At 58.4% G+C, this 26,266-nt stretch carries 27 protein-coding genes; 16 read left to right on the forward strand and 11 right to left on the reverse strand.

What is annotated here, in order from left to right:
* Positions 1-70 precede the first annotated feature (70 nt).
* Positions 71-952: a LysR family transcriptional regulator gene (locus AB4O12_RS08545; RefSeq protein ID WP_460061378.1), complete on the reverse strand. Its 882-nt coding sequence runs from the start codon at positions 950-952 to the stop codon at positions 71-73.
* A gap of 108 nt (positions 953-1,060) precedes the next feature.
* On the opposite strand from AB4O12_RS08545, the gene AB4O12_RS08550 reads away from it, so the two are divergent.
* Positions 1,061-2,062 carry a zinc-dependent alcohol dehydrogenase family protein gene (locus AB4O12_RS08550; RefSeq protein WP_460061380.1) on the forward strand — a complete coding sequence of 334 codons (1,002 nt, stop codon included), beginning with the start codon at positions 1,061-1,063 and terminating at the stop codon, positions 2,060-2,062.
* A 273-nt stretch (positions 2,063-2,335) separates the two neighbouring features.
* Here the strand turns inward: AB4O12_RS08550 and AB4O12_RS08555 are convergent, their stop codons facing one another.
* Positions 2,336-3,172 (reverse strand): MliC family protein, encoded by an 837-nt coding sequence (locus AB4O12_RS08555; protein ID WP_460061383.1) that lies wholly within the window; start codon positions 3,170-3,172, stop codon positions 2,336-2,338.
* A gap of 364 nt (positions 3,173-3,536) precedes the next feature.
* Between AB4O12_RS08555 and AB4O12_RS08560 the strand changes: the two genes are divergently transcribed.
* The 4 genes from AB4O12_RS08560 (at position 3,537) to AB4O12_RS08575 (ending at position 8,893) form a co-directional block, all read left to right on the forward strand.
* A complete protein-coding gene (locus AB4O12_RS08560; protein WP_460062425.1) occupies positions 3,537-4,625 on the forward strand; it encodes an NAD(P)/FAD-dependent oxidoreductase in 1,089 nt (362 codons plus the stop codon).
* A 270-nt stretch (positions 4,626-4,895) separates the two neighbouring features.
* Positions 4,896-5,414, forward strand: coding sequence for a sigma-70 family RNA polymerase sigma factor (locus tag AB4O12_RS08565; RefSeq protein ID WP_252886218.1), 519 nt, complete (start codon positions 4,896-4,898; stop codon positions 5,412-5,414).
* Entirely contained in the window at positions 5,401-6,381 is a 981-nt protein-coding gene (locus tag AB4O12_RS08570; protein ID WP_460061386.1) for a FecR domain-containing protein, read from the forward strand. The genes AB4O12_RS08565 and AB4O12_RS08570 overlap by 14 nt, the downstream gene beginning before the upstream one ends.
* 121 nt (positions 6,382-6,502) lie before the next feature.
* Positions 6,503-8,893 (forward strand): TonB-dependent siderophore receptor, encoded by a 2,391-nt coding sequence (locus AB4O12_RS08575; RefSeq protein WP_460061389.1) that lies wholly within the window; start codon positions 6,503-6,505, stop codon positions 8,891-8,893.
* A gap of 71 nt (positions 8,894-8,964) precedes the next feature.
* Here the strand turns inward: AB4O12_RS08575 and AB4O12_RS08580 are convergent, their stop codons facing one another.
* Positions 8,965-9,345 (reverse strand): hypothetical protein, encoded by a 381-nt coding sequence (locus AB4O12_RS08580; protein WP_122507382.1) that lies wholly within the window; start codon positions 9,343-9,345, stop codon positions 8,965-8,967.
* A 410-nt stretch (positions 9,346-9,755) separates the two neighbouring features.
* Between AB4O12_RS08580 and AB4O12_RS08585 the strand changes: the two genes are divergently transcribed.
* Positions 9,756-10,241: a DUF6130 family protein gene (locus AB4O12_RS08585; RefSeq protein WP_252867629.1), complete on the forward strand. Its 486-nt coding sequence runs from the start codon at positions 9,756-9,758 to the stop codon at positions 10,239-10,241.
* A gap of 58 nt (positions 10,242-10,299) precedes the next feature.
* On the opposite strand, the gene AB4O12_RS08590 is transcribed toward AB4O12_RS08585, so the two are convergent.
* The 3 genes from AB4O12_RS08590 to AB4O12_RS08600 all read right to left on the reverse strand — a co-directional run bounded on the left by AB4O12_RS08590 (position 10,300) and on the right by AB4O12_RS08600 (position 13,144).
* Positions 10,300-11,754: a TrkH family potassium uptake protein gene (locus tag AB4O12_RS08590; protein WP_252867630.1), complete on the reverse strand. Its 1,455-nt coding sequence runs from the start codon at positions 11,752-11,754 to the stop codon at positions 10,300-10,302.
* Positions 11,755-12,038: 284 nt separating this feature from the next.
* On the reverse strand, positions 12,039-12,329 hold the full coding sequence (locus tag AB4O12_RS08595; RefSeq protein ID WP_460061392.1) for a hypothetical protein: 291 nt from the start codon (positions 12,327-12,329) through the stop codon (positions 12,039-12,041).
* Positions 12,326-13,144 (reverse strand): NAD(P)H-dependent oxidoreductase, encoded by an 819-nt coding sequence (locus AB4O12_RS08600; protein ID WP_252867631.1) that lies wholly within the window; start codon positions 13,142-13,144, stop codon positions 12,326-12,328. The genes AB4O12_RS08595 and AB4O12_RS08600 overlap by 4 nt, the downstream gene beginning before the upstream one ends.
* Positions 13,145-13,233: 89 nt before the next feature.
* Here AB4O12_RS08600 and AB4O12_RS08605 point away from each other — a divergent pair, with 89 nt between their 5' ends.
* Positions 13,234-14,193, forward strand: coding sequence for a LysR family transcriptional regulator (locus tag AB4O12_RS08605; RefSeq protein ID WP_050977893.1), 960 nt, complete (start codon positions 13,234-13,236; stop codon positions 14,191-14,193).
* A gap of 169 nt (positions 14,194-14,362) precedes the next feature.
* Here the strand turns inward: AB4O12_RS08605 and AB4O12_RS08610 are convergent, their stop codons facing one another.
* Complete coding sequence (locus tag AB4O12_RS08610; protein ID WP_130927275.1) at positions 14,363-14,674, reverse strand: hypothetical protein; 312 nt, start codon at positions 14,672-14,674, stop codon at positions 14,363-14,365.
* A gap of 353 nt (positions 14,675-15,027) precedes the next feature.
* Between AB4O12_RS08610 and folE the strand changes: the two genes are divergently transcribed.
* The 5 genes from folE to AB4O12_RS08635 all read left to right on the forward strand — a co-directional run bounded on the left by folE (position 15,028) and on the right by AB4O12_RS08635 (position 18,130).
* On the forward strand, positions 15,028-15,585 hold the full coding sequence (folE, locus tag AB4O12_RS08615; RefSeq protein ID WP_460061396.1) for a GTP cyclohydrolase I FolE: 558 nt from the start codon (positions 15,028-15,030) through the stop codon (positions 15,583-15,585).
* A gap of 45 nt (positions 15,586-15,630) precedes the next feature.
* The gene (locus AB4O12_RS08620; RefSeq protein ID WP_122746185.1) at positions 15,631-16,173 is read left to right on the forward strand and encodes a DUF3833 domain-containing protein; all 543 of its coding nucleotides are present in this window, start codon (positions 15,631-15,633) and stop codon (positions 16,171-16,173) included.
* Entirely contained in the window at positions 16,170-16,880 is a 711-nt protein-coding gene (locus AB4O12_RS08625) for an SDR family oxidoreductase (RefSeq protein WP_460061400.1), read from the forward strand. Before AB4O12_RS08620 ends, AB4O12_RS08625 begins: the two co-directional genes overlap by 4 nt.
* 14 nt (positions 16,881-16,894) lie before the next feature.
* Positions 16,895-17,200: a DUF6482 family protein gene (locus AB4O12_RS08630; protein ID WP_016774774.1), complete on the forward strand. Its 306-nt coding sequence runs from the start codon at positions 16,895-16,897 to the stop codon at positions 17,198-17,200.
* A gap of 126 nt (positions 17,201-17,326) precedes the next feature.
* The gene (locus AB4O12_RS08635) at positions 17,327-18,130 is read left to right on the forward strand and encodes a DUF1206 domain-containing protein (RefSeq protein WP_110600551.1); all 804 of its coding nucleotides are present in this window, start codon (positions 17,327-17,329) and stop codon (positions 18,128-18,130) included.
* A gap of 42 nt (positions 18,131-18,172) precedes the next feature.
* On the opposite strand, the gene AB4O12_RS08640 is transcribed toward AB4O12_RS08635, so the two are convergent.
* Positions 18,173-19,465, reverse strand: coding sequence for an Nramp family divalent metal transporter (locus AB4O12_RS08640; RefSeq protein ID WP_460062428.1), 1,293 nt, complete (start codon positions 19,463-19,465; stop codon positions 18,173-18,175).
* Between the two features lie 274 nt (positions 19,466-19,739).
* Between AB4O12_RS08640 and AB4O12_RS08645 the strand changes: the two genes are divergently transcribed.
* Together AB4O12_RS08645 and AB4O12_RS08650 are read left to right on the forward strand one after the other, a co-directional pair.
* Entirely contained in the window at positions 19,740-20,873 is a 1,134-nt protein-coding gene (locus AB4O12_RS08645; RefSeq protein WP_460061404.1) for a lactonase family protein, read from the forward strand.
* 118 nt (positions 20,874-20,991) lie between these two features.
* Complete coding sequence (locus AB4O12_RS08650) at positions 20,992-22,233, forward strand: MFS transporter (protein ID WP_460061406.1); 1,242 nt, start codon at positions 20,992-20,994, stop codon at positions 22,231-22,233.
* 1 nt (position 22,234) lies between these two features.
* Here AB4O12_RS08650 and AB4O12_RS08655 read toward each other — a convergent pair whose 3' ends face one another.
* Both AB4O12_RS08655 and rclC read right to left on the reverse strand, forming a co-directional pair.
* A complete protein-coding gene (locus AB4O12_RS08655; protein ID WP_460061408.1) occupies positions 22,235-22,462 on the reverse strand; it encodes a DUF2790 domain-containing protein in 228 nt (75 codons plus the stop codon).
* Positions 22,463-22,492: 30 nt separating this feature from the next.
* On the reverse strand, positions 22,493-23,068 hold the full coding sequence (gene rclC / locus AB4O12_RS08660) for a reactive chlorine resistance membrane protein RclC (RefSeq protein ID WP_252886228.1): 576 nt from the start codon (positions 23,066-23,068) through the stop codon (positions 22,493-22,495).
* Between the two features lie 125 nt (positions 23,069-23,193).
* On the opposite strand from rclC, the gene AB4O12_RS08665 reads away from it, so the two are divergent.
* Positions 23,194-24,099: an AraC family transcriptional regulator gene (locus AB4O12_RS08665; RefSeq protein ID WP_460061412.1), complete on the forward strand. Its 906-nt coding sequence runs from the start codon at positions 23,194-23,196 to the stop codon at positions 24,097-24,099.
* A gap of 155 nt (positions 24,100-24,254) precedes the next feature.
* Positions 24,255-25,031, forward strand: coding sequence for an alpha/beta fold hydrolase (locus AB4O12_RS08670; protein ID WP_400555010.1), 777 nt, complete (start codon positions 24,255-24,257; stop codon positions 25,029-25,031).
* 27 nt (positions 25,032-25,058) lie between these two features.
* Here AB4O12_RS08670 and AB4O12_RS08675 read toward each other — a convergent pair whose 3' ends face one another.
* Positions 25,059-25,979 carry a LysR family transcriptional regulator gene (locus AB4O12_RS08675; protein ID WP_016774781.1) on the reverse strand — a complete coding sequence of 307 codons (921 nt, stop codon included), beginning with the start codon at positions 25,977-25,979 and terminating at the stop codon, positions 25,059-25,061.
* Positions 25,980-26,266 lie beyond the last annotated feature (287 nt).

Raw genomic sequence — 26,266 nt, forward strand, 5'->3', positions numbered from 1 at the left:
TCTTGTCGGCTTCAATGGCAGGAAAATTCGCTGATGGTCGATGTAGATCCGTCTTCCCGGCGAAACGCTGCTACAACAATTGCTCGCGTAGAAAATCGATGAACGCCATCGTCCGCGCTGAACGTCGCCGCTCGCGGCTGAGTACGGCGCTGACAGGCAGCGCGCTGGTATGATAGTTGTCGAGTACGGTACTCACCCTGCCCTGCTCGACGTCAGCTGTGAACAGCCATTGCGGTGAGAGGGAAATACCCAGGCCGGAGAGCACCATTTCGCGGATGGCCTCGCTGCTGTTGCTGGTGACGTTACCCTGGATACCTACATCGAACGCCTGGCCGAGGTGCGTAAAGGTCCAACGGTCGTAATGCTCCAGCAACGTGAAGGCGATGCAGTTGTGACCTGACAGTTCGCTGGGCTCACGTGGCACACCGTGTAGATCCAGATAACCGGGCCCCGCATAGACACGCCGTGGGCTATTGCCCAGTGGCAGTGCCACCAATCCATCGCCCTTCACTACGCCAATGCGGATCGCCAGATCGATGTTTTCCTTGAGCAGGTCTTCATTGTGATCACTCAGCCGCAGGTCAATCCGCACGTCAGGATGGCGTTGCAGGAAAGTCCCTATGAGCGGTGCGATGCATAACCTTCCATAACTGACCGGGGCGGCGACTCGTAAAGGGCCGGCAATCTGCTCTTGGCCACTGGTAAAGCTCCGTGTAGCAGTTTCAACGTGGCCGAGAATTTCCTGGCAGTGGTCGTAGAAGCGTTGACCTTGGTCGGTCAGGGCCAGGTGCCGAGTGCTGCGTGCGAACAGTGGCCCACCCAGATACTGCTCCAGCGCGCGCACTTGCTTACTCACTGCCGGCTGCCCCACGTTCAGTTCACGGGCGACCGCCGAGAAAGACCCGCGCTCCACGACGCGAACAAAGACATGCATGCTGTCGAACAGATCCATCGACGATTGGTTCTCTTTGGGGAATAAGTCATATGCACATTGGGTTTCTTATCGGAATGATTAAAGCGCGGCAATCTGTAAGCGTCCATCCCAACACAGGTTCGCGCCATGAAACATTCCATGCTTGCCGCCATCGCCGAGTCCGCTCAATCCCCTCTGGCCATCCGTCACATCGATCGCCCTGTTCCCGGTAAGGGGCAAGTCCTGGTCAAGGTTCACGCCGCAGGGGTCAATCCGCTCGATACCAAAATTGCCGCCGGCGCAGGGGCTCACGCCCGTCAAACGCTGCCGGCCGTGCTCGGCCTTGACCTCGCCGGTACGGTGGTTGAAGTGGGTGAAGCAGTCCAAGGATTCACCCAGGGCCAGGAAGTCTTCGGCATGCCCGGCGGGATCGGCGGTGCCCAAGGCACCATGGCCGAGTACATTGCCGTGGATGCCCGCCTGATCGCGGTCAAGCCACACACCCTCAGCATGCGTGAGGCGGCTGCATTGCCTTTGGTATTCATCACCGCGTGGGAAGGTCTGGTCGATCACGCCAATGTCCGCTCCGGCCAGCGTGTCCTGATTCATGGGGGCGCGGGTGGGGTCGGCCAAGTGGCTGTGCAACTGGCCAAGGCTCGCGGTGCCGATGTCTACGCCACCGGTTCGGCGGGCAGTCTGGACTTCATACGCTCGCTGGGGGCGACGGCGATCGACTATCAGGCACAGAGCGTTGAGGATTATGTCGAGCACTACACCGCCGCCGAAGGGTTCGACATTGTCTACGACACCGTCGGCGGCAGCACGCTGGATGCATCATTCCAAGCCGTGAAAGCCTATACCGGGCACGTGCTGAGCTGCCCGGGCTGGGGCCAGCACAGCCTGGCACCGTTGTCGTTCAAAAGTGCCACCTACTCGGGGGTTTTCACTCTGGCTCCGCTGCTCACCGGCAAAGGACGCGAACATCACGGCGCTATCCTGCGCGAGGCCGCTGCGCTGGCCAATGCGGGTCAACTGACGATCCGCGTGGATCAACAGCACTTTGCAATGCAAGACGTCAACGAGGCGTTTCGCCAAGTCGCCGAAGGCCGCGGCAAGGGCAAGACGGTGATCGAGTTTGTGGGTGCATAGCTTCTTGTAATCTCTTCATAGCGCTAACGGCCAAAAGCGTCCGCCTTTGGCCGTTAGTTGCCACACAAGGGCAACCGCTTTCGGCCAAGAGCTGCCGCCCCCATGGTCTTCTCCAGCCCAAAACGCTGTCGCCAGTTGCTGCCGAACGTATGGCACACCTACTGGCATGGGCCGCACACCATATGGATGGCAACTCGACTCCTGTAGGCGGCTCTTTCTATGAGAGCTGGCCTCTCACCCATTTGTATTTACCTGGCCTGAACAAACCGCTGCTCAAGGTTTTCTTTTGCATTGCTCTTCGGGCGCACCATATCCCCAAGTGATGATGGCTTCGGCCTTATGTTCCCAAAGCGATTCATTACGCCCGACGTACTTGATGCCAATGCCACGCAGTTGCTGGTACATCAGCGATACGCTGTCGCCACGCTCGGCTATTAATGTTGGCGGATCAGTTTCGAAGAACCTGACAGTTACCTCGTTTGCAGGGTTGCCGTCGCATTCGTAAAAGACAGGCCCAGTGCCAGAGATCAGTCGGTACCGTGCTTGCAACTCAGCGATGCGGTTCTGGTATTCCATGCGCAGGCATGCACCGACGTCATCACTCTTCCAGCAATCGTCCCGCCCCTTGATCCACCCCCGCTGCTCTGCTTTGAGCATTGGAGGATGCTCGTTGCCGGCCTTAATACTCGCACTGGCATACACTGCCGAGAGTTTGCGATCGAGGGCAGATAATTCCTTGTCTTTACATATCAATGCTTCGATACCGCCAGGCTCCGCCTTTGAGCAATCGTAAGATGGACCAGGTGGCGAATTGATAGCCGACGATGTTCCCGTGCGCGCCCCGGTCGACTGTATCGCACTGATTTGCTGATCAATGTAATTGCACCACTGCTCGGAGCTTCGCTCAGGGACATCTGACCCATCTTGAACCCCCAGCTTTATCTCGATCACTGACTTCCATTCATCAGAACCTAGATCCGGTCCGTGCCCTTGCATATCAGCCGTATGCAGAACCTTATCGACCGATTGATACCACGTGTTTGAGCATTGAGATTGCGCCTTGGCAACGCCTGTGACGCCAATCAATAGCAAGACCAAATATTTGCGCATGTGCGGTTTGCCTGGATTTACGCAGTCGCCAACCACTCATCTTAGCCGGTCTCATCCGCTAGCGATCGGTGAGTCAATAGTGATTGCAGCATAAGAAGTCCTCGCTGCGCAGGCACGCCTGATGCGTCCAGGCCTCCAGCACAGTTCGGGTTTGCTCAGCAATTTCCAGATGTCGATATTTGGCGATTGTGTATGTACATGGTGGTGCCCTCCACGTGGGTGAAGGACCGGGGTGGATCAGTCGCGCGGCACCGTTGTCGGATTCGGCCAGAAGCAGACACTTAAAAGCTCAACGATCAGGTTCTCATGTCATGAAATCATCCGGCTGCCGTACCATCGGCACATCGACAAAACGGAGGTTGATATGGGAAATGGTCAGGGCAAAAGGGTCGTTGTCATTGGTGCAGGCATCGTTGGCGCGTCATTGGCGTATCACTTGGCAGGTAAAGGCGCGAATGTCACTTTGGTAGAAGCTGAAGATATATCTTCGGGAGTGACTGGCAGCTCATTCGCTTGGCTCAATACCTCACACCCCGAACCCGACCCAATCGCGCAACTGCGCGGTTCTGCCATCAAGGAGTACCGCCGACTCGAAACGCAGCTGCCTGGTCTGGAGGTAAGATGGACAGGCGCCTTGTCTTACAGTGCGATGGCGATTGAGGCGCTGCCAGTCTCAGGTCACCAGGCTTCGGCAAACCTGGTGTCTCGATCGCAGATCCTCGACTTGGAACCAAATCTCAAGAACCCTCCCCAGTCTGCTCTGTATGCGGCTGAAGAAGGAGCGCTGGACGCAGTGGCAGCTACGCATGCGTTGATCGCAGGTGCGCAGGCATATGGGGCGAAGATTCTCACTCAGACGCGAGTGCTCGGTTTTGTAACCCAGACCGCAACGGTGACAGGAATCGAAACAACCAAAGGCGTCATCGATGCCGATATTGTCGTATTGGCAGCCGGGGCAGGCATCACGAAACTGACAGACATGCTTGGAGTGTCCCTGCCAATAGAGGCCTCGCCTGCCATTTTCATCCGTTACAAGTCACAACCCAACCTCGTACACACCCTCATATCCAGCCCTGAAATGGAAGTGCGGCAAAGTTCGGATGGTGCGTTGTTCGCGGCGGAAGATTATCTGAACGATGCCGTGGAAAATCAGCCGGCAGCGATAGCGCTTCGCACGGCCAAGACAATCCAGAACGAACTCCATGGTGTCGTTTCCATAGAACCGGAACGGGCTTGTGTCGGCCTCAGGCCCATGCCTGCCGATGGCATCCCCATCATCGGTTATCTCCCCAATGTAGGTGGCGTCTACGTTTGTGCGATGCACCCTGGAATTACTTTGGCGGCGATAGTGGGACGTCTGGCCAGCGAGGAGATCATCGATGACAAGGTATCCAGTGCCCTTTGCCCATGCCGGCCTGATCGATTTTTGCAAGCGGAGGGAAGCCTCTTGTGAGGCAGAAATCGGCCAAGAGCAGACGTTCGAACCTAAGATAATGCGATGAAGGGAAAAACTAGAATGACAGCACCTCTGACCAGTAACGCAGCAACCCAGCCTGGGCCTATTACCGGGATCGGCGCGTCAGCCTGAACTGTGGCCAACTGTCCAGGAAACCAGGGGCGTCATTTCGCCCGAAACAGACACTACGCGCGACGCATTTGCCTGATGGCCCAACGCCTGAGTAGAATGCGATTCATTATCAATCATGTATGTCCCGGGATGCCGATGCGTAGCGACGAAACACTAGGTACTGCAGATCCAGGGCTGCTCTATCGCACCCACTTCTCGTGGTTACAGGGCTGGCTGATTCGGCGCATCGGCTGTCGCGACAACGCCGCAGATCTGGCGCAGGACACTTTCGTCCGTGTGCTCAAACACCGTCATCAGTCCGGCGCCCTGCGCGAACCACGTGCTTATTTGAGCAGCATTGCCCGAGGGTTGATGATTGATCAGTATCGTCGTCGCGAACTCGAACGCGCCTACCTGGAAAGCATCACGTTGCTGCCGCAACACGAGGTTCCCTCGGAAGAAAACCGGCTGATGATTCTTGATGCGCTCGAGCGCATAGACCGTCTGCTCGACTCGCTTAAACCAAGAGTACGCCAGGCGTTTTTATTTGCCCGACTCGACGGTCTGACCTGCGCGCAAATCGCCGAAAAGCTCGGTGTTTCCCGCGCGACGGTGGAGCGCGATCTGGCCACGGCCCTGCAACATTGCTATCGCTTGCGTTATGTCGAGGCCTGAGCCCGAGGCGCTGGATCCGGCCATTGTCGAGCAGGCGATCCAATGGCTGGTGCGCCTTCGCTTCAATCAGGCCGATGAACAGACACAGCGCACGTTTGAGCACTGGCTGCAGCAGCGCCCGGAGCATGGATTGGCGTGGCAGCGTGTGGAAACGCTTGGCGATGAATTCGAAGGCGTGCCAGCTCAGCTGGCTCGACAAACCCTTAAGGGCGCCCAGCATGGAATGCGCCGGCGGGAAAGCCTGAAGCTACTGGGCGTATTGGCGACCGTTGGCACGGCAGCCTGGCTCGGCCGCGACTACACCCCCCTGCCCTCCATGCTGGCACAACAACGCAGCAGCACCGGCGAGCAACGACGTTTCGAACTCGATGATGGCAGCCTTATCCAGCTCAATAGCGATAGCGCCGTCGACAGCGATTTCGACGCCCAGCGGCGCCTGATCATCCTGCGCCGAGGTGAAATCATCGTGAATGTCGGTGCGGATCAACACTCGCCGCAAGCGCGACCATTGTGGGTGCAATCACGCGACGGGATCATGCGAGCCCACAGCTCGCGCTTTCTGGTCCGCGAGCGTGACGACGGCACTCTGGTCGCAGCTCAGGAAGGATCAGTCACGGTTTTCCCCGGCTCCAGCCCAACGCCTGCGAGCCGCAACGTCCTGGCAGGAAACCAACTGCTGTTCACCCCAAGCGGCACCCGAACGTTCAGGGACAACGGCCTTGATCCATGGGGTTGGGGTGACGGAGTGATCAGTGCGAACCATATGCGCCTTGGGGACTTTATCGCGGAGTTGTCGCGTTATCGCCCCGGAATCTTGCGCTGCGCCGAAGAGGTCGCTGATCGACGCGTTTCCGGCACCTTCCAGCTCGCCGACAACGATCGGGTCCTGGCATTGATCGCGCAGTCACTGCGCCTGCACATTGATTACCGAACCCGTTACTGGGTCACCGTAACCGCTGCCACCTGAGTCCACCTGAATATTTTTCTGCTATCTGAAAAATAATGAGGTGGTTTCTCATTCTCGTTCGACCTCTAAGGAAGGCCGGAATACAGGCCAGTCTGCCGATGTCCTTTCTTGGAGCGAGAAAATGAGTTCGTCCCCGGTTTCACAGCGCCATCCATTAAGTCGTGCCATGCACGGTGCGATCTTGGGTTTGATCGTGAGCAGCTACGCATTGCCATCGCTGGCGCAAACCTCGGGCGCTGACCACAGCGATCAAGTCAAACAGTGGAATATCGCCCCCGGCCCACTGGCGCCGGCGCTTGACCGTTTTGCGCGCGAAGCTGGCATCAGCCTTTCCTTCGACGCCTCGAGTGTGGCGAACCGCACCACGGCTGGCGTGAATGGCACGCTCGATACATCGGCAGCGCTGTCATCCTTGCTCCAGGGCAGCGAGTTGCAGATCGAACAGCAAGGCGCGAATGCTTACCTGCTGACCCCTCAAGCAAAAACCGCCGGCCCGCTGGAGCTCGACGCAACGGCCGTCGAGGACTACCGCCTCGCCCCGCTCATCATCAATGCCAAGGTTCGGGTCAGTGCCGACGACGACGCCAACTCGGTGGTGGCCAAGGAGCTCTGGGTTGGCGGCAAGGTCGCCACCAGCATTCTCAATACACCGGCATCGGTGTCGGTGGTGACCAACAAGGAAATGCAGCAACGCAGCGTCAGCACTACGGAAGAGGCGCTGCAATATACGCCGGGCGTGGTCAGTGACTTTTATGGTACGGATGATCGTAACGACTATTTCCAGATCCGCGGCTTCCAGGCCACCACCTACCGTGACGGCTTGACCCTCAGCTCGATGCGCGGCGTACGCGAAGATCCGTTCGCTTATGAGCGCATCGAGATTCTGCGTGGCGCCAACTCCACCCTGTTTGGCCCTGCGGACCCGGGCGGTTCGGTAAATTTCGTGACCAAACAGCCGCGCTTCGAGAAGTTTGGCCAGGGCTATGTGACCTACGGTTCGTTTGACCATGTCGAGACCGGCATCGATGTCGGCGATGCGCTGAACGACGAAAAAACCCTGGCCGGCCGCTTTACTGCCAAAGGCCAGAACAGCGATCGCGAGTACGATCATTCGCAGGACGACAACCAGTTGTTTATGGGTGGCCTCACCTGGGCACCGACGGATTACACGTCGGCCACGATGATTCTGGACTACCTGAAAACCGAAAGTTCGCCCAACAGCGGCGGCTATCCACTGGATCGGGAATACGACCGCAGCAAGTTTTATGGCGAGCCCAGCTACAACTTCCACGATGTCGAGCGCACCAGCCTCAGCGGTAACGTCACCCATGATTTCGACAACGGCTTCGTGCTGCGCAGCAATCTGCGTTACAGCAAGTTGACCGATGATTTCGGCTACGTGTACCTCAGCGACAGCGCCGCACGTGTCGGTACCACCGTCGATCGCTACCTGTTCGGAACCGACACTGAAGCCGACCAGTTCAACGGCAATTTGATGCTGCAATACGATGCCCGCTTCGAGAACATCGACAGCAGCAGTCTGGTGGGCGTGGAGTACCTCGATTCGACCACCAAGGAAAGCTCGGTCTACGCCCTGACGACCCCGATCGACATTGCAAACCCTGTGTTTACCGGCGTTCCACGCTCAATCGCGCCGTATGCCGTCAACAAACGAGACGCGACCACCAAGGCCGTCTTCCTTCAGCAAAACCTGTCGTTCTACGAGCGTTTCATCGTCACCGGAGGTGTGCGCAACGACTCGATGGACCTGACCAGCAAAGGCTTGCAATCCGCCGAGAAAGACAACTTCTCCGAAACCTCCTACCGAGGTGCGTTGACCTATATTGTCAACGATGAAGTCTCCACCTATGTGAGCATGGTCGAATCCGTCTCGCCGCCGCAGGTCGGCGTGACACCGCAGACAGGCAGGCAGTACGAAGTCGGCGTGAAGTATGCGCCGATGGGGATGGACGCTCTGTTCTCCGCCGCCGTGTACGACCTGACCCAGGAAAATGTCACCATCGCCGTGGTGCTGCCGAGCGGCATCATCGAGCAGCAGACGGTGGGCGAATCGAGGGCGCGTGGCCTCGACCTGGAGGCCAAAGCGCAGGTGACGCAGAACCTCAGCCTGATCGGTGGCTATTCCTACATGGAGTCCGAGGTACTGCGCGGTTCGTTGTATGACGGCAGTTCCCTGAAGGGCAACGAGTTCGCCACGGCACCCAAGCATTCCGCTTCGCTCTGGAGTTACTACGACGTACCCGCCACCGATGTCAGCGTGGGCCTGGGTGCGCGCTACGTCGGCGCTTATTACTTCGATGCAGCCAACTCCGGCAAAAGCGATGGCACTACCCTGTTCGACGCCGCCTTCAACTACAAGATCGCCAAGGGCACCGACCTGGCGGTGAACGTCAGCAACCTGCTGGATGAGCAGCACGTGGTCGGCTCCGGCACCGCGAACTTCTACAACCCGGGCCGCGAGATTACCGCCAAGCTGAGCTACAACTGGTAAGCAGACGGGTCAGCGTTTTCCCCACACAGAAAACGGTGCCCGCGTTACCGCGGGCACCTTCGACTTGGTTGTTAGCCGCCGACCTCACGCAAAATTCTCTCAAGCTCAGGACGGGTCCACCTCTCCCAAGGGAATACCTCCCGGTCATCGCCGCTGTGCCAATACTCGCCCGCATCAAATGCCTGATAGATCGAAAATGCCGGCTCGGGCATCTCTGCGTACAAGGACAGATCGACGATATCGCTGATGACAATATTCATCACCTCATCACAGTAGTGAAAATCGCGGCCGCCGGTGATAAACAGTCTTGCCACTGAGATCGCCAACTGATTGAGAAGATCGCGGCTGTCGATCTGCAGGTGCTCACACATAACATTTAATTCGGTGTTTGGGGCTTTCTCAATCATCCCCAGTACGTAATCAAGCTCGGCATCACTAAGACCTGTGGCCATATGATCAAAGTACTCGTGAGTTCGGTTTTGCGATGGATTCAGGACAAGCCTGTTAGAAAACATGTTGGCAGATTTGCTGTTAAGCGACAGCTATGGTTCGAAAGCAGCTTCTGATTGGGTGGTCCCGTTTTCCCCCGGGGCTTATTCGGCAGAGGTCGACTTGGACTGTCATCAGATAAACGTGACAAAGCGGGTATCGAGACCCGCGCTCACTGGCGCTAGCGAATTGAGATAGTACACAAACACAAGGGTGGCCGCTTTTGGGTATTTGGCGATCCGTGACACGGAGATCGGCCAGAAGCGGCCAGTCAGTATCGATGAGATACGTTGGATGATTCCATTTTCAAATGAGCCGCGGGCAATACCCAGGTTGATCTACGCTTGAATGAAATCACGCGGAGAAACCGATCATGTCCCTCGCTCCCGGAAGTCTATTGGCCCTGGCTTTGGGTGTCTGCTTTTGCCCATCCGTGCTCGGACAAGGGGCAGCAGACAGCGATTCTCCGCTGGCGATACTGCCCTTGGCATCCGAGAGTGCGCCGAGACTCATTGCCTACCCGCCGCTTGCCGAGCCACTCGCCCGCGGAGTGGTCATCATCCAGTTTCGAACAGAGCACGCCAGGATCATGCCGGTGTTTGGCAAGGTGGCTGCGCAGGTATCACCACGCTTAGGTCACCTTCACGTGACCGTCGATGACTGGAAAGGTACGTGGGCGCACACCAGTGAAGACCCGATTATCCTGGTCGGGCTAACGCCCGGTCCTCACAAGGTTCTCTTGGAAGTGGCCGACCCGACGCACCAGATCATCACCAGTACGACAGTGAGTTTTACAGTACCGGAGAATAAACCGACGGACGCTCCCCGTACTGACGATCATCACGCGGTAAAACCATGACCGCCGTGCTATCACCGTAACAGGCAACAATCGGCGTCTCTGCCAGCGATTGACTGGCTCAATATCTCCAGAAGACCGGGGTCACGAGCACCAACACCGTCAGGATTTCCAACCTGCCTAGCAGCATGCCAACGGTGAGTAGCCATTTGGCCGCATCCGGCAGTGACGAGAAATTACCTGCCGGCCCGATGATTGTGCCCAGGCCGGGGCCGACGTTACACACCGCCGTAGCGGCACCGCTCAGAGCGGTAATCCAATCAAGCCCGATCAGTGCCAGGCCCAAAGCGATGGCGGCAATCGTGATGGTGAAAAAAAACGAGAAGGTCAGCAGCGAACGGACGATCTCCTCGTCGATGGGATGGCCGTTGTATTTTTTCTGAATCACGGCCCGAGGGTGAATCAACTGCTTCAAGCTGCTGACCAGAAGCGCGGCAGCCACCTGAAAACGGAAGATTTTCAGCCCGCCTGCCGTTGAGCCGGAGCAGCCACCGACGAAGGTCAGATAGAAAAACAGCAACACAGCGAAGCTGCCCCACAAGGTGTAGTCGCCAACCGCAATTCCGGTGGTCGTGACGACCGAGGTCACATTGACCGCCACGATACGAAACGCGTCCCACCATCCGTAGTCGCTGTGAAAATACAGCCAGGTACCTACTGCCAACGATGTGACGAGCAGGAATCCAATAAACCCGCGTACCTGGTGGTCCCTGATCAGCGCACGCCGATTGCCCCGACAGGTTGCGACGTACAAGGTGAATGGCAGGCTGCCCAGGATCATGATGACTACCGCCACCCAGTGGATTGCTGGCTGCTCCCAGTGCCCGAGGGAGGAGTCCGACGTCGAGAACCCGCCGGTAGAGATCAACGACATTGCGTGGTTGATCGCTTCGAATGGGGTCATTCCTGCGAGCCAGAGCGCCAAAGTGCCGATACCCGTCAGGCCCAGATAGAGCAAAAGAATGTACTTGGCTGCGACATGAGAACGTGGTGTCACTTTCTCCGACCAGTCCGAGGACTCTGTCTGAAAAAGACGCATGCCGCCGACTCGCAAGAGCGGAAGAATCGCGACAGCCATTCCGATAAAACCGATGCCGCCTAACCAGTGCAGCATGGAACGCCAGATCAACAAGCCGGGAGAGGCGATATCCAGACCGGTGAGTACCGTCGAGCCAGTGGTGGTGATGCCCGACATCGTTTCAAAGAACGCATCGGTGTAGCTGATATCACTGATGAAAACCATGGGTAACGCTGCGAAGGCGCACACAACAACCCAGCTAGCGGTAGTCAACAGGTACATGTCCCTGGGCCGAAGATTGCCAGTCTCCGGACGCCCTCGCACGATCAACAGCAGACCACAGATGAAGGTAATCAGACTCGACCAGAGAAAGGCCGACAGTTCGTCGCTATGCTCATAGATCACCAGCGTCATCATGGGTATAGCCATGCTTACCGCCAGGGTGATCAAAAAAATACCCAAAATGAAGCCGATAAGCCGAATTGCTGCGAGGGACATCACGATACCGTTCCAAATTAGCGCCGCGCAGTATCGGATGCCCTCAATAAAGACTGCGTAAATTCTCCGTAAAATTTTGACCTGCAATCAGTCAGGCTGCGGGAGTCAAAGCGTGGCTATGAGTCAATTACAGGCCTTCGCAACAGGCCGGAAACGGCAGAAGCCGCCAGTGCCAGCCCTCTTCGCATCAAACGAGTCCCGGCCTGACGCTGCATGTTGCGCGTAAAATCTGGCTGCAGCATGCAGCGCCGTGCAAACGGGAGTTGATCTGCGCTGATCGCTCATCAGGAGGAAACGAGTTTCTCGTAATCAGAGAAGGGCTTGAGCGCGCAGTACTGCACGTGTAGCAGATTCCCTTTGACGTAAGGCAGCGCCTCGATGTAATCACGCGCCTCTTCGAAGGTGACGGACTCCAGTTCAAACGCGGCACCGGGACCATCGGCCAGCCCATGAACTGCGCGCACGATACCGCCAGCGAAGCCTTGCCAAACGTGCACTACCTCCGGTTTCGCCAGCCGCTTGAAGTGTTCTGCCGCTCCATCAGCACGGCGAGTCAGAATCACGAAGGTTTTCATGTCACCTCCTCCGTTTTCAGCTGCTTGCGCTGGATTGTTTCACCATAAGCAACGTGCGCCATTATGCCGCTCTGGCCCACGGCCACATTCGGTTTAAGCTCATTGCGGGGAGTGTAGTCCCCACCGTTTTGGGGCCGGAAGGGTATTGGCGCATCTGTGAACAAATCCTCGAGTCGGGTGCGCCAAGCCTCTTTAGCTGCGACGGCATCTGCGGCGGTCAAGTTGCCAGTGCCGTATATGGCGAACGTCGGCAGCACATCGAACCCAGGAAAGTAGAGCGAGCCGTGCGTGATCGGAAACAGCAATTGCTCGAGTGGTCCGTTGATGCCGCGCGGCGAGTAGTCTTCTGCGGGGCCGCCGACAGCGACTGACAACATGGCCCGCTTGCCTTTGAAAGCGCCGTCACCATAGCGGTAGGCGTTGCCAGCGTCCTTGTAGCCGTGGGCGAGTCCGGCTGCCCAGACGCGATCTATCCATCCCTTCATGATGGCAGGCATGCCGTACCACCAGAGCGGAAACTGGAAGATGACTACGTCTGCCGCTAGAACCTTGTCTTGCTCCGCCGCCACGTCAGGGCTTTGGCTGCGATGACGATAGGCGTGGGCGGACTCTGCTCCGAACGAGAGCCGCTGAGGGTTGGCCCGCTGAGGAAAGTCGTGCTCGTCGAATATCGCTTTCCAGCCCATGGCGTATAGATCGGATTGCAGGACCTCGTGTCCTTGCGCAGTCAAGCATTCAACAGACACATCCACCAGTTGCCGCGTTAGCGACGAAGGCTCGGGATGGGCATAGATGATCAGTACTTTTTTCGACATGAAGGACGGCTCCGCTGTGATTTCGAAGGAGTGTCGCGGGGCTCGGGCCATCTGTGAAATCGCAAAATTTTGCTGCTAACATAAGATCGATGGATACCAGACGCCTTGATCTAAATCTGCTTGTGACGTTGGAGGCCCTTCTCATTGAGCAGAACGTGACCCGGGCTGCCGCTCGTCTGCATTTGAGCCAGCCAGCAGTCAGCGCTCAGTTGAGCCGTCTGCGCGACGTCTTCAACGACCCTCTTCTGATCCCCGCGCAGCGTGGAATGACGCCCACCGTCAAAGCCTTGGAGCTGCTCGTGCCGCTTCGCCAGGCACTTGACCAGGTAAGGGCGACCGTCACTACTCATCTGAATTTCGAGCCCGCGACGGCGAGCCTGACGGTATCAATCGCCTGCACGGATTACGTGCAGGCGGTTTTGATCAAACATCTCGTTGTCGCCATGCGACGCGAAGCGCCGGGTGTCCGCATCGCACTGCGCGTCCTGGACGTACCACAGCTGGAGCTGCAGATGACCCGCGGCGAGGTGGATCTGGCCGTGATAAACATGAACGGGGTTCCGCCCGCACTGCACTCGCAACACCTCTATGATGAGAGTTACGTGCTGATCGGGCGTCGTGGGCATCCAAGCCTGCGCGCGGGCCTGACCGTGGATGAGTTCGCGCAGCTGGAACATGTCGTGGTGTCACTGCGCGGCGGAGGCTTCTCTACCTCGGTGGATCACGCCTTGGTAGCGCACGGGCTGCGGCGTAACGTCGTTCATTCAGCGTCGTCATTTCTTCCAGTACCGGAGTTGGTCGCGCAGTCGGATTGTGTGGCCCTGGTTCCAAGTCGTCTTGTAGACGGTCGCAGCGAGCAACTGCTGTGCGTAGCCCCTCCCTTGCCGGTGGAAGGTTTTGCGATTGGCTTGTTCTGGCATGAGCGGTCGGATGGGCACGCCGGCTTCAAATGGGTACGTGAGTTCATCACTCGCGTGGCCGATTCTCGTGCATCCGATTATGGCAACCCAAGAACTCTGACAACCTTAAAACCCGTCCAGACAAGCTAGCGTGTCGAGTACTCGATAGGTCAAAGGCTCGCTGGTTGGCTCGCTCTTGCAAGCTCGCTGAGGCAATAAATTTCCATCCATCTACGTATGGCCGATTATGGTTTTATCGGCATACCTGAATGACTGTTTTTGGCCGGAAGCTGCCTCCCAGGCAGCGAACCGTGAATGGTCACTCGTCAAACAAGGTCCAGCCATGGCAAATGCCGGCAAAGTCTTTTGCCGTAAAAAATAATGTCAGTTCCTTTGGGTCAAATTCTTTGTAGAGCCAATGCCCAGGAATGGGGCCTCTCGTTATCGCGTATTCCAAGCGGTATTTTTGAACAGGTCCAAAACCGATGGAGCGTGAGTTCAACTCAAACCTGTCACCTCTGTTGAGCGCCCATAGCTTTTCAACAAGGCAGTCATCAAGCACCACCTCTCCCGCTACCTCAATGAGATACTTTGAATGAAGTTTCTGTTGAAGCCTAATGCTTCTGGCCATGCATCAACCTACCTATGAATAGTCCGAGCATCGACGCAATAATACTTGAACATGATGACGAGCGCTTTGGGTTGAAAAAAGTTCGCTGGGCGTACGCTCTGGCCGATAGCTGCCATCCGCCACCGGCAGCTATGAGCTGAGACGCCCGCACATCGGCGCCACGCAAGCCGCTCACCAAACCTGACCCCAGGTTTGTCCTGCCTGAAATCCCAAACCCGCACAAAAAAATCACCGATTCATTGTCAGTTGATTTTTTTCGGCCTATCTTGAATAAAACCTATACAGCCAACCTGTATGCGTACAACCTTTTCACCCGACTGTGTCCTTAACCCGCACCGCCACGAGTAACCCGAATGAGCCCACTACTAGCCAGCCATTACCGTGAAATCCTCGTTGGCGTCGGTGAGAACCCGGAACGCGAGGGTTTGCTGGACACGCCCCAGCGCGCCGCCAAGGCGATGCAATACCTGTGCAACGGTTACGCGATGAGCCTGGAAGACGTCACCAACGGTGCGCTGTTCGAGTCGCAGGGCGATGAGATGGTGATCGTCAGCGACATCGAGCTCTATTCGCTGTGTGAGCACCATATGCTGCCGTTTATCGGCAAGGCGCATGTGGCGTATATCCCCACTGGCCGGGTGTTGGGGCTTTCGAAGGTGGCGCGGGTGGTCGACATGTTCGCGCGGCGCCTGCAGATCCGGGAAAACCTTACTCGGCAGATTGCTCAGGCGATCCAGCAGATCACCGATGCTGCCGGTGTCGCGGTGGTTATTGAAGCCAGGCACATGTGCATGATGATGCGCGGTGTCGAGAAGCAGAATTCGATCATGACCTCCTCGGTCATGCTCGGTGCCTTTCGCGACAGCTCGACGACGCGGCAGGAATTTCTCCAGCTCATCGGCCGGCGCTAGGCCTATACACAGCCTGTTAACTGTACAAGCACAAGGAGTAGGAAGATGACCCGATTTCTGCTGCTGTTAGGACTGGCGCTCAGCATTGCAAGCTGCGGCAGTGTCGATGTTGCTCGTTATGCGGATCAGCAACCGGCATTGAGTCTGGAGCAGTTCTTCAGCCAGCCCGTCAAAGCCTGGGGGATGTTTCAGAAACGCAACGGCGAAGTGGTCAAGCGTTTCGAGGTTGATATCGCCAGCCGTCGTGAAGGTGAAAACCTGATCCTCGACGAGCGCTTCCGTTACAGCGACGGCACCCGTGAACGCCGAGTCTGGACCCTCACTCCCGGGGGCAATGGTCAGTGGAGCGGTCGCGCGCACGATGTGGTCGGGGTTGCTCAGGGCCAGATCGCTGGAAATACCTTCCACTGGCGTTATCGCCTGAACCTGCCAGTCGACGACTCGACCTACGAAATGAGCATGGACGACTGGATGTACCTGGTCGACGAAGACACGCTGATCAACCGCACGCGTATGTCCAAGTGGGGTTTCGAAGTCGGTCAGGTGACGGTGTTCTTCCGGCGCCAGAACGCTGGGGCGAACCCATGAGCAGCGGGTTGACCCCGGCCTCGTTCGGCGACGGTTATCGCGCCTTGGTGATCGGTGCCAGTGGCGCCCTCGGCACGGCGTTCTGCCAACATTTGAACCAGGATCCACGCTGCGCCAGCGTCCGTGCGCTGGGACGCCAGACTGTGCCGAAGCTCGACCTCGAGCAACCCGAAACGATCGCCAGCGCCGCCGCTGAACTGGCAGGCGAAGCGCCCTTTCACCTGATCATCCACGCGGCCGGCCTCCTCCATCGTGACCGGATCAAGCCGGAAAAAAGCTACAGCGCGATCGAAGCCGAGTCGCTGCAGGCCGTATTCCAGGTCAACACGCTGGGGCCTGCATTGCTGCTGCGCGATTTTCTGCCGTTGCTTGCGCCTCAAGGCGCGATGGCGATGCTGTCGGCAAAAGTCGGCAGCATCGGCGACAACCGTTTGGGCGGCTGGTACGCCTATCGCGCCTCCAAGGCTGCGTTGAACATGCTGATCAAGACCGCCGCCATCGAGCTTTCGCGCACGCGCCCGCAGAGTCGTTTGCTCAGTCTGCACCCGGGCACAGTGGTTTCGCCATTGTCGCGGCCCTTTCGCGGAGCCTCGAGCGCCCGACCGGCAGACATTGCCGCCGGGCAATTACTGAGTCTGATTGACACGCTAACGCCGGCCGACAGCGGCCATTTCTTCGCCTACGATGGAGAACGCCTGCCCTGGTAGGCAAGGAGTGAAGCATGAATCTGCAAACCCTCACCGAACGTGCGGCCAACAGTGAAGTTCGCGAACTGGAGCTGCTGTCACTCGAAGGTGGTTTTTATCTGGCGAGGATTCGCGTGGATCAAGGCCAGTTCACCTTGCTCGATGACGCGGCCAAGCCAATGCACCTGCGTTCGATCACCCACCTGCGCGACTTGCTGCAAACCGTGCCGGCGTTTCCCTGCGTGCTGGTGCAGCAATGCGTGCACGACGAAATGTGTGGCCGGGATTCAGGGCCGGTTGAAGAGCTGCGCATTCCGTTTTCGCTGACCACGCCTTTATGAGGCTCAAGCGCGGCGAGCACTGAATGGCAGGCTGATAAGGCGCGCGTCGCCCAAGGGCGACGCATTTATCGAACCCCTGCTCCGTCCACGGGTCTGCTTCACATCGATTCCCTGGAAGTAAACCCCATGTCCACTCAACACACGCTTGTCCTGCTTGCCCGAGGCGGATACGCCGCGCGCGGCGTTCTGTATCTGATCATCGGCATCTTCGCGCTGTTGGCAGCGCACGACTCCACCAAACCGAAAGACAGCCACAAGAGCCTTGAAGCATTGCTCAGCCAGCCCTTCGGCTACGTGCTGATCGGTGTTGTGGTCGCCGGCCTGCTGGCCTTCGCCGCCTGGCGTGCGCTGCAAGCGATCCGCGATGTCGACCACCACGGCACCGAGTTCAAAGGCCTGGTCATTCGCGCAGGTCTGCTCGCCGGCGGGCTGGTCAACGCGGCGCTGGCCTTCTTTGCTCTGGGGCTGTTGGTGAGTGGCCTCAGGAGTTCCGGCGGTTCCGGCGATGGCAAGACCAAGGATCTGCTCGCGCAGCTGCTGTCATTCGAGCATTCGAACCTGTTGATCTACCTGATTGCGCTGATCCCACTGGGCGTCGGTATCGCCCACATCATCAAAGGCTGGAAGGCCACGTTCGAGAAGTACTTCGAAGCGGATGACGAAGTGATGCGCTACGTGCGCCCGGTGTCGCGCTTCGGCTTGATCGCCCGAGGCGTGGTGTTTATCGAGATTGCAGTGCTGATGGCGGTCAGCGGCTCGGTTTACCAAGCGACCAATCCACCCGGCATGAAAGAAGCGCTGGATGCTTTGCAGAATCTTCCGGCAGGCGGCGTGCTGTTGATGCTGATGGCGTTGGGGCTGATCGCGTTTTCGGTGTACAGCTTTTCCGAAGCGGCCTGGCGCCGGATCGAAATGGATGTGCCGTTGTAAGCGGCGAATCGAGGGGGCGTGTGCCCCCTCGACTGCTTCCCGTCAAGTAAACAGATCAACGCCCAACTGGAACGCTACCCAGAGCGCCAGCCCGGTAGCGAAAAGCAGCGCGATGTTTTCAAACAGGTTGTTGCGGTATTGCTTGTCCAGCAGCGATTTCTGGTTGGACATGATCAGCAAGCCCAGTGAAATCACCGGCAAACCAATGATGTTCAATGCGCTGACACCAATGGTCAGAGTCACGAAATCCGGCATGCCCGGCATCGACCAGATCAGCGGCGTGACCAGGATGAACAGCATGAACCACTTGTGCATCGGGTCATGATGGAACTCTTTGCCGTACTTCTCGCGACGCTCAGGACGAACATGCTGGAAGGCATCGGTGATCAGCATCGGAAACGCCGTGGTCTTGCCTGAAATACTGGCAAACAAGGTCGCGAACACGCCGATGAAGAACACATACCAGCCGATCGGGCCGAAGAAGATTTCCAGAGCCTTGCCCAGATCGCCCAAGGTTTTCACCTCGATGCCGTTGGGCCGCAAGATTTCCGCACCGACGATCCAGATCGCCAGGTTGATGATGATCCCGACGAACACCGCAAACAGCAGGTCGTTACGCTGAATGCGCTTGTGCTGCGGCCCGGTCCAGCCTTTCTGGCGCATGACATAGGGGTGCACGAAGTTGGCAATCGACCCGGCGACCGCGCCGATTACCGAGACCGCCACCAGCAACGCGCCATGCACGCCTTCGTCCGGCGGAATGCTGAAGCCGATGGTGCCTTTGATGATGCCGCTGACATCCGGACCGGACATCACCGCCAAGGCGATGAACGCCAGGGTCATGATCGCCAGCAGCAGCTTCATCACGCCTTCGATCATCGTGTAGATGTTGCGTCCGACCAGCATCCAGACCGCCAGCACCACCGCCACCGAGCACAGCAATGGCTGATCGATCTTGAACAGCATCGCCAGCGACTCCCCTGCCCCCTTGATCATGTAGGCGTTCATCAAGTGCCCCATCAACAAGGCATAAACCAGCATGAACCAGGCAAACACCGGGTTGAGCTGGGCGTAGCCCTGCAGAATGGTCATGCCCTGGTTATTGCACAGCTGGAACCGGGCAATGATGTTGACGATCAAGTATCTCAACAGCAAAGAGACCGCCAGCACCCACATCATCGCGTAGCCGTAGTTCGCACCGGCCACTGAAGACGTGATGAGATCGCCCGCACCGAGCCACGACAGCACGGCGATAATGCCGGGGCCGAGCAGTTTCAGCGTACGCAGGAACAGGTTTTGCGATTTTGCAGCGGCCTGATGATCGAGTGGAGCCATGCTCGTCATAGGGGTATCTCCGTTATTGTTTTTGTGAGAGTTGTTGCACTGCGCACATTAGGTAGGATGTCGTACAACAACGCTAACGGGAGAGTATGTAGAAATGTGTCAAACCTCAATCACGACCACCCTCTCCGATCATTTCCGCTGATCAAAATCATCTAGAACAAGCATGTTAAATAAGCGTAGCGACGTTACAGGCCGACGAAATAGCCATTGATGCCCCAGCGAATCACTCATAGGATGACTGATCACGACAACAATAAGGCTGGGAATGATGAAAAGAAACTTCTTGATCGCTGCGCTCGCCTCCACGTTGAGCGTGACGGCTAACGCCGCTACTTACGCTTACATCTCAAGCCCCGGTGACGGTCTGATCTCGCAGTATCGCCTTGATCAGAGCAACGGCGCGCTCACCCTGGTCGAACAGATCCAGGCCGGTGATCAGGTCAATCCCATGGCTCTCTCCCCGGATGGCAAGGTGCTGTTTGCAGCGTTGCGCGTCAAACCCTTTCAGGTGCTGGGTTACCGGATCGATCGCCAAAGCGGGCACCTGACAAAGTTCACCCAAGCGCCTCTGGCAGAAAGCATGGCCTACCTGTCGACCGATCGACAAGGTCGCTACCTGCTCGCCGCGTCCTACGGCGCCGACACCCTTAGCGTTCAGAAGATCGGCAAGGATCAGCAACCTTCCGCCGATATCGTTCGCTACAAGACCGGCCTGCATGCCCATTCAATTCGCACCGAGCCGAGCAATCGCTTTGCCTACGCTGGCAACCTGGGCACCGACAAGGTGCTGCAATATCGCCTGGATGCCAAGACTGGCGAGCTCAGCCCGATCGGCAACGGCTCGGTCAGCGTCCCGGACAACACCGGCCCCCGGCACCTGGCGTTCTCGCCCAACGGCAAATTCCTTTACGTGGTCGGTGAAATGAGCGGCACCGTGACGGCGTTTTCAATCGACGACGCCAGCGGCGCGTTAACGCAAATCGCTGTGGCCAACGGCATTCCCGAACGCTTGCAACTGGCCCAAGGCGAAGTCCGTGATGCGCGCAACAACGACCTCAAAGACGACCCGACCCCGCGCATCTGGGCTGCCGACCTGCGCATGTCGCCGGATGGAAACCTGCTGCTGATGAGTGAGCGCACCAGCAGCAGCGTTTCGGCATTTGCCGTGGATCCGGCATCAGGAGCACTCAAGTTCCTCGATAACTACCCGGTGCAAGAACAGCAACCGCGAAATATCGCCTTCTCCCCCGATGGCCACTGGCTGCTGGTGACGGGCGAGAAAAGCGCCAAGGTCGGTACGTACGCGGTGAGCAAGGATGGCGCGCTGAAGCGTGTCGGTGAAGCGGCATCCGGCAAAGGCGCATTGTGGATCGAGATACTGCAAACGCCTGACGCATGAATATCTGCGGAGCAGCAACTGCTCCGCCGTCCTGCAACTAATCCCCCGCCGCTTCGGTCATTAGGTTTGCCGAGGTTGATACATTTACGCAGACCTCACTTTCAAGAGACTGCCCCCCGTGATCAGCCATCTCGATCGCCGCAACAACCGCTCGCTGGACAGTCTGAATTTCTTTCTCGCCGATGTCCGCGACGGCCTCGGGCCGTACCTCGCCATCTACTTGCTCGCCGTGCACCACTGGGACCCGGCCAGTATCGGCGTGGTCATGACCCTTGCCGGTATCGCCGCACTGATCACGCAGACGCCCGCTGGTGCGCTGGTTGACAGCAGCCGGGCGAAACGGGCGCTGGTCATCATCGCCGCGCTGTTGGTCACGGTGAGTTGTCTGGTGCTGCCGTTCATTTCGTCATTCAGTCTGGTGGCGTTGACTCAGGCTTTGAGCGCTGCGGCAGCATCTATTTTTGCCCCGGCCATTTCCGCGATCACCCTGGGCATCACCGGCCCGCGAGCATTCACCCGACGCACCGGTCGCAACGAGACGTTCAACCACGCCGGCAACGCGTGCGCAGCGTTATTGGCCGGTTTGTTTGCCTATCTGTTTGGTCCGGTGGCGGTGTTTTATCTGATGGCGGTCATGGCGCTGGCCAGCGTGATTGCCGTGCTGTTCGTCTCGGCCGAAGCGATAGATCACGACGTCGCGCGCGGTTTGCAGCCTGGCGATCAAAGCCATCAGCCGTCCGGCTTCAAGGTACTGCTGAGCAATCGCCCGTTGCTGATGTTTGCCCTGTGCTGCGCGCTGTTCCACTTGGCCAACGCGGCGATGCTGCCGCTGGTGAGCCAGAAACTCGCCCAAGCGAATTTGCACATGGCCACACCGCTGACGTCGGCGTGCATCGTAGCCGCGCAACTGGTCATGGTGCCAATGGCGCTGCTGGCCGGCGCGAAAGCCGATGTCTGGGGGCGCAAACCGTTATTGCTGGCGGGTTTTCTGATCCTGCCGCTGCGTGGCTTGCTCTACACCTTCTCGGATGATCCGTACTGGCTGGTCGCCGTGCAGTTGCTCGACGGTGTCGGCGCTGGTTTGTTCGGCGCGCTGTTCCCGGTAATGGTCAAGGATCTCACCCTCGGCTCCGGGCATTTCAATGTCAGCCTTGGCGCGCTGACCACAGCGTTTGGCCTGGGCGCGGCGCTGAGCAACGGGCTGGCGGGTTTTGTCGTTGAGGCCGCCGGTTACAGCGCGGCATTCCTGACCCTTGCCGGGGTTGCAGCGGCAGCGTTCCTGCTGCTGTTGATCGGTGTCCTGGAAACGCTGCAGCGGACTGAGAAAATCGAGTCCGCTGCGGTTATGGGCCAAACCTGAGCTAATCGCCACCGCAGCCATTGCCTAAAACGCTGTAAGTGGCGACATTCCGCTGACCGTGGCTGTCTTCATAGACGACCTCCACCGGAACAATTCCGCAGGCGGCGCTGGTGTCGGTGATGCTGATGGTTTTGGCGATGTCCAGTGGCACGCCGGTCTGTGCAGGTTCGGTGGCGGCGAACACGTTGCCGGCGAGGATGGCCAGGGCCAAAGCAAAAAACGGTTTCATGGTGTGATCTCTCTATAAAGGATGGGGAATTCAGGCCTGACGTTCAGTCAGCAATTGGCGCGCGGAATCGGCCATCATTGGCAGCGCTCCGGCGAGCATCAGGACGTCCTTGAGCACCAGGCGTCCGGCACCGGACAGATAGGGAAAACCGTGCTGACCATCACCCAGCGCAGCGACCCAGGCTTCAGGCGTGGTAACCAGAAAGCTCAGGGTCACCAGCGGCGTAGCGAACGCCAGCGCGCCACCGAGCAGGCCGGTACGGCGAGAAAGCGGATTGGACAGGACCAGCAGACCGATGAGAATTTCCACCACGCCAAGCCCGGTGGAAAAGCCGTAGGTGTTGTTCGCGGTCTGCCAGGCGCGCTTGTCGGCGTTCAGCTCGCCCTCATGGGTCAGGTGCGCCTTGTAGTCCTGCGGGTGTTCGTAGAAGAACGACATCACCGGGCTGTTGGCGACGAAAGGCGTAATGCTGTCGGCTTCGTACGGGACGAATTTCAACGCGCCGATCCACAGGAACACGATGGCGATGGCCACGCGCATCAGCGGGATGCCGAGGCGATCGAGTTTGCCGAGCTGTTGTAGTCCGGCGTTGATTGAGGTGAACATGCGACGTCTCCAGATCAATGAAAGTGGAGTCAGTCTGCGGTGCTATCGAATCGCGCTTTTGTCGGTCATGCTCAACGTCTTGCTCAATCGTCTCAACTTTGGGGATTCCTTCGTGATGGGTGCCAATGAACTCGCTCGATAAGCTCATCAGCCTGGCCAACGTGCGCGGCAGTCTTGATCTGCGCTGCCAGTTCCAGGGCGACTGGGCGCGCGATCATCAACAGGAAGCCTTGGGCAAGGCGCCCTATCACGTCGTGCTCAAAGGTGAGTGCCGGGTAGAACTGGCCAGCGGACAACGCCTGGCGATGCGCGCCGGCGATATTCTGTTGTTGCCACGGGGCACGCCGCATGTGCTGCACAGCGGCGGTAAAGATGTAGCGCCAATGCTGCCAACGCTGATTCCCGGCGGGGTGTTGCCGATCTATCGGCTGGGTGGCGCGAGCGCCGATCTGGACATGCTTTGCGGTGGCTTTCATTACAACCGCGCATCGATGCTGTTCGCCGCCCTCCCCGATTACCTGTTGATTGCCAACGATGGCTTACCGATTGATGCGCCGCTGACCGCCCTGATTGCGCTGTTGCGCAGCGAAGCCGACAGCGAACAGCCGGGTGCACGGTTCCTCCTCGACTCACTGTCCCAAGCGTTGTTCACCTTGATCCTGCGTGCGCACCTGGCGCGTGCCGATCACGACAAAAGCACCCTGGCGCTGCTCGGCGACCAGCGCCTGGGCCGCACCTGTCAGGCGATATTGGCTGACCCAGCGCACGAATGGACCATCGAAGCCATGGCCGACACCGCGAACATGTCGCGCGCGACGTTCATGCGCACCTTCGCCCGGGTCGCTGGCGTGTCGCCGTGGGTGCTGCTGACTCAATTGCGCATGGAGCTGGCGTTCAGTCTGCTGAGCCATTCGCATCTGGGCCTGAATGACATTGCCGTGCAGGTCGGCTATCAGTCCCAAGCTGCATTCAGCAAGAAATTCAAGGAAACCTACGGCGAGGCCCCGGGCAAGATCCGCCGCGCGATCTGAGCGGATGGGTCGCTTTGTATCAGCGTGTAGCAATTGCCGACACAGATACATACGCATGCGAAGTTCGGCCGTGCGCACACACAACTGACACATTTAGCGCGCTAAATACCACTGTCGCTTCAATTCCTACCTTAACCAATCGACAGGACATTACCATGAACAAAGTCTTCGCTACCCTCGCCCTTACCGCCGCCATGTTTGGTGCCAGCGCCGCGTTCGCCGCACCGGTTAAACCTACCGTAGTGCTGGTGCACGGTGCCTTTGCCGATTCGAGCAGCTGGAACGGCGTGGTCAAGATTCTCGAGAAGGATGGCTACCCGGTGATCGCCGCTGCCAACCCGCTGCGCTCGGTCAAGGGTGATGCGCAATCGGTGGCGGATGTGCTGGCCAGCGTAAAAACCCCGGTGGTACTGGTCGGCCACTCCTACGGTGGCCCGGTGATCAGTGAAGCCGCTTACGGCAATGCCAATGTCAAAGCGCTGGTGTACGTCGCCGCGTTCGCCCCGGAAAAGGGTGAAACCGCAGCCGAATTGTCCGGCCGCTTCCCTGGCAGCACCCTCGGCCCGACCCTGTCGGCCCCGGTTGAGCTGGCCGATGGTGGTAAGGATTTGTACATCCAGCAGGACAAATTCCATGAGCAGTTCGCAGCCGATGTTTCCCCGGCAGATGCGAAGTTGATGGCCGCGACTCAGCGCCCGGTGACCGTCGCCGCGCTCAACGAAGCCGCCACCGAGCCTGCATGGAAAACCGTGCCGTCGTACTTCGTCTACGGCGACCAGGACAAGAACATCCCGGCGCAAGCCCTGGCGTTCATGGCCGAGCGCGCGCACTCCAAGCAGACCGTCGTGGTCAAAGGCGCTTCGCACGTGGTGATGGTGTCCAATCCGAAAGCCGTTGCCAGCCTGATCGAAACCGCTGCAGCCGCGAAGTGATCCGTCGCTGAATTGAAACTTGAAGCCTTAGCCGTGAACCCTGTTCACGGCTTTCAGCGCTGGATGATGTTGTAGACGTTCGCTGAGGAAATCGACAAACGTGCGCACCTTCGCCGGTACGCGCGGATGTTTCAGATAGACCAGTTGCACCGGTAACGCCGGCGGCTCAAAGGCCTGCAACACCAATTCCAGTTCACCGGCCGCAACCTGGCTGGCGACTTGATAAGACAGCACCCGGGTAATGCCCCAACCGGAACTGGCGATGTTGATTGCCGCCTGATTCGCGGTGACCACCAGGCGCGGCTCGAAGCGAAAGCTCAACGGCCCGTCGGCATGGGCGAATTGCCAATCGCTGAGCAAATGACTGGCGGACGACATGACGATATTGGCGCGGCTCAACTCGTTCGGATGTTGCGGTCGGCCATAGCGGGCGAAGTAATCGGGGGTGCCGCAGATGACCTGCCGGACCTCACCGACCTTGATTGCATGCTGATTGTTCTCGTGCAGATGGCCGATGCGCACGGCGACATCGATACCTTCTTCCGCCATGTTCACCACACGATCGACCAGCAAGGCCTTCAGATGCACCGAAGGAAACGCATCGACGTATTGCGCCAGCAACGGCGCGATGAACAGCTCGCCAAACAACACCGACGCGGTCACGCTCAAGTGCCCGCACGGCACCCGATAACTGCCGGCAGCGGCCTCTTCGGCTTCGTCGACGTCGCACAGAATTCTTCGGCAATCGTCCAGATAACGATGCCCGGCTTCGGTCAGGTGCAGGCTGCGCGTGGTGCGCGACAACAGACGCGTGCCGATGCGTTGTTCCAGCGCAGCAATGGCGCGGGTGACGCTGGGTGGCGAGGTGTTCAAACGCCGGGCCGCCGCCGCAAAGCCACCCTCCTCGGCCACGGCCAGGAACATGCGCATTTCCTGAAAACGATCCATAGCTGGGGACCTGTAAAAAACCTCGAAAACACAGTGAAATCATGTGGGAGCGAGCCTGCTCGCGAAGGCATTCTGTCAGTCAACATCACCGGTGAATGACACACCGCTTTCGCGAGCAGGCTCGCTCCCACAGGGTTTGGTGTACACAGTTAAATTTGGGCAATGCTTCAACTCCCGCCAGTACGCCCGCACATTCGGATATTCCTCCAGCGAGACAGTGTCTTCCAATGCATGGATGGGACAGCTGACGCCAAACCCGTGGGAGCGAGCCTGCTCGCGAAGGCATT

The organism is Pseudomonas sp. S2_A05, from assembly GCF_054668485.1.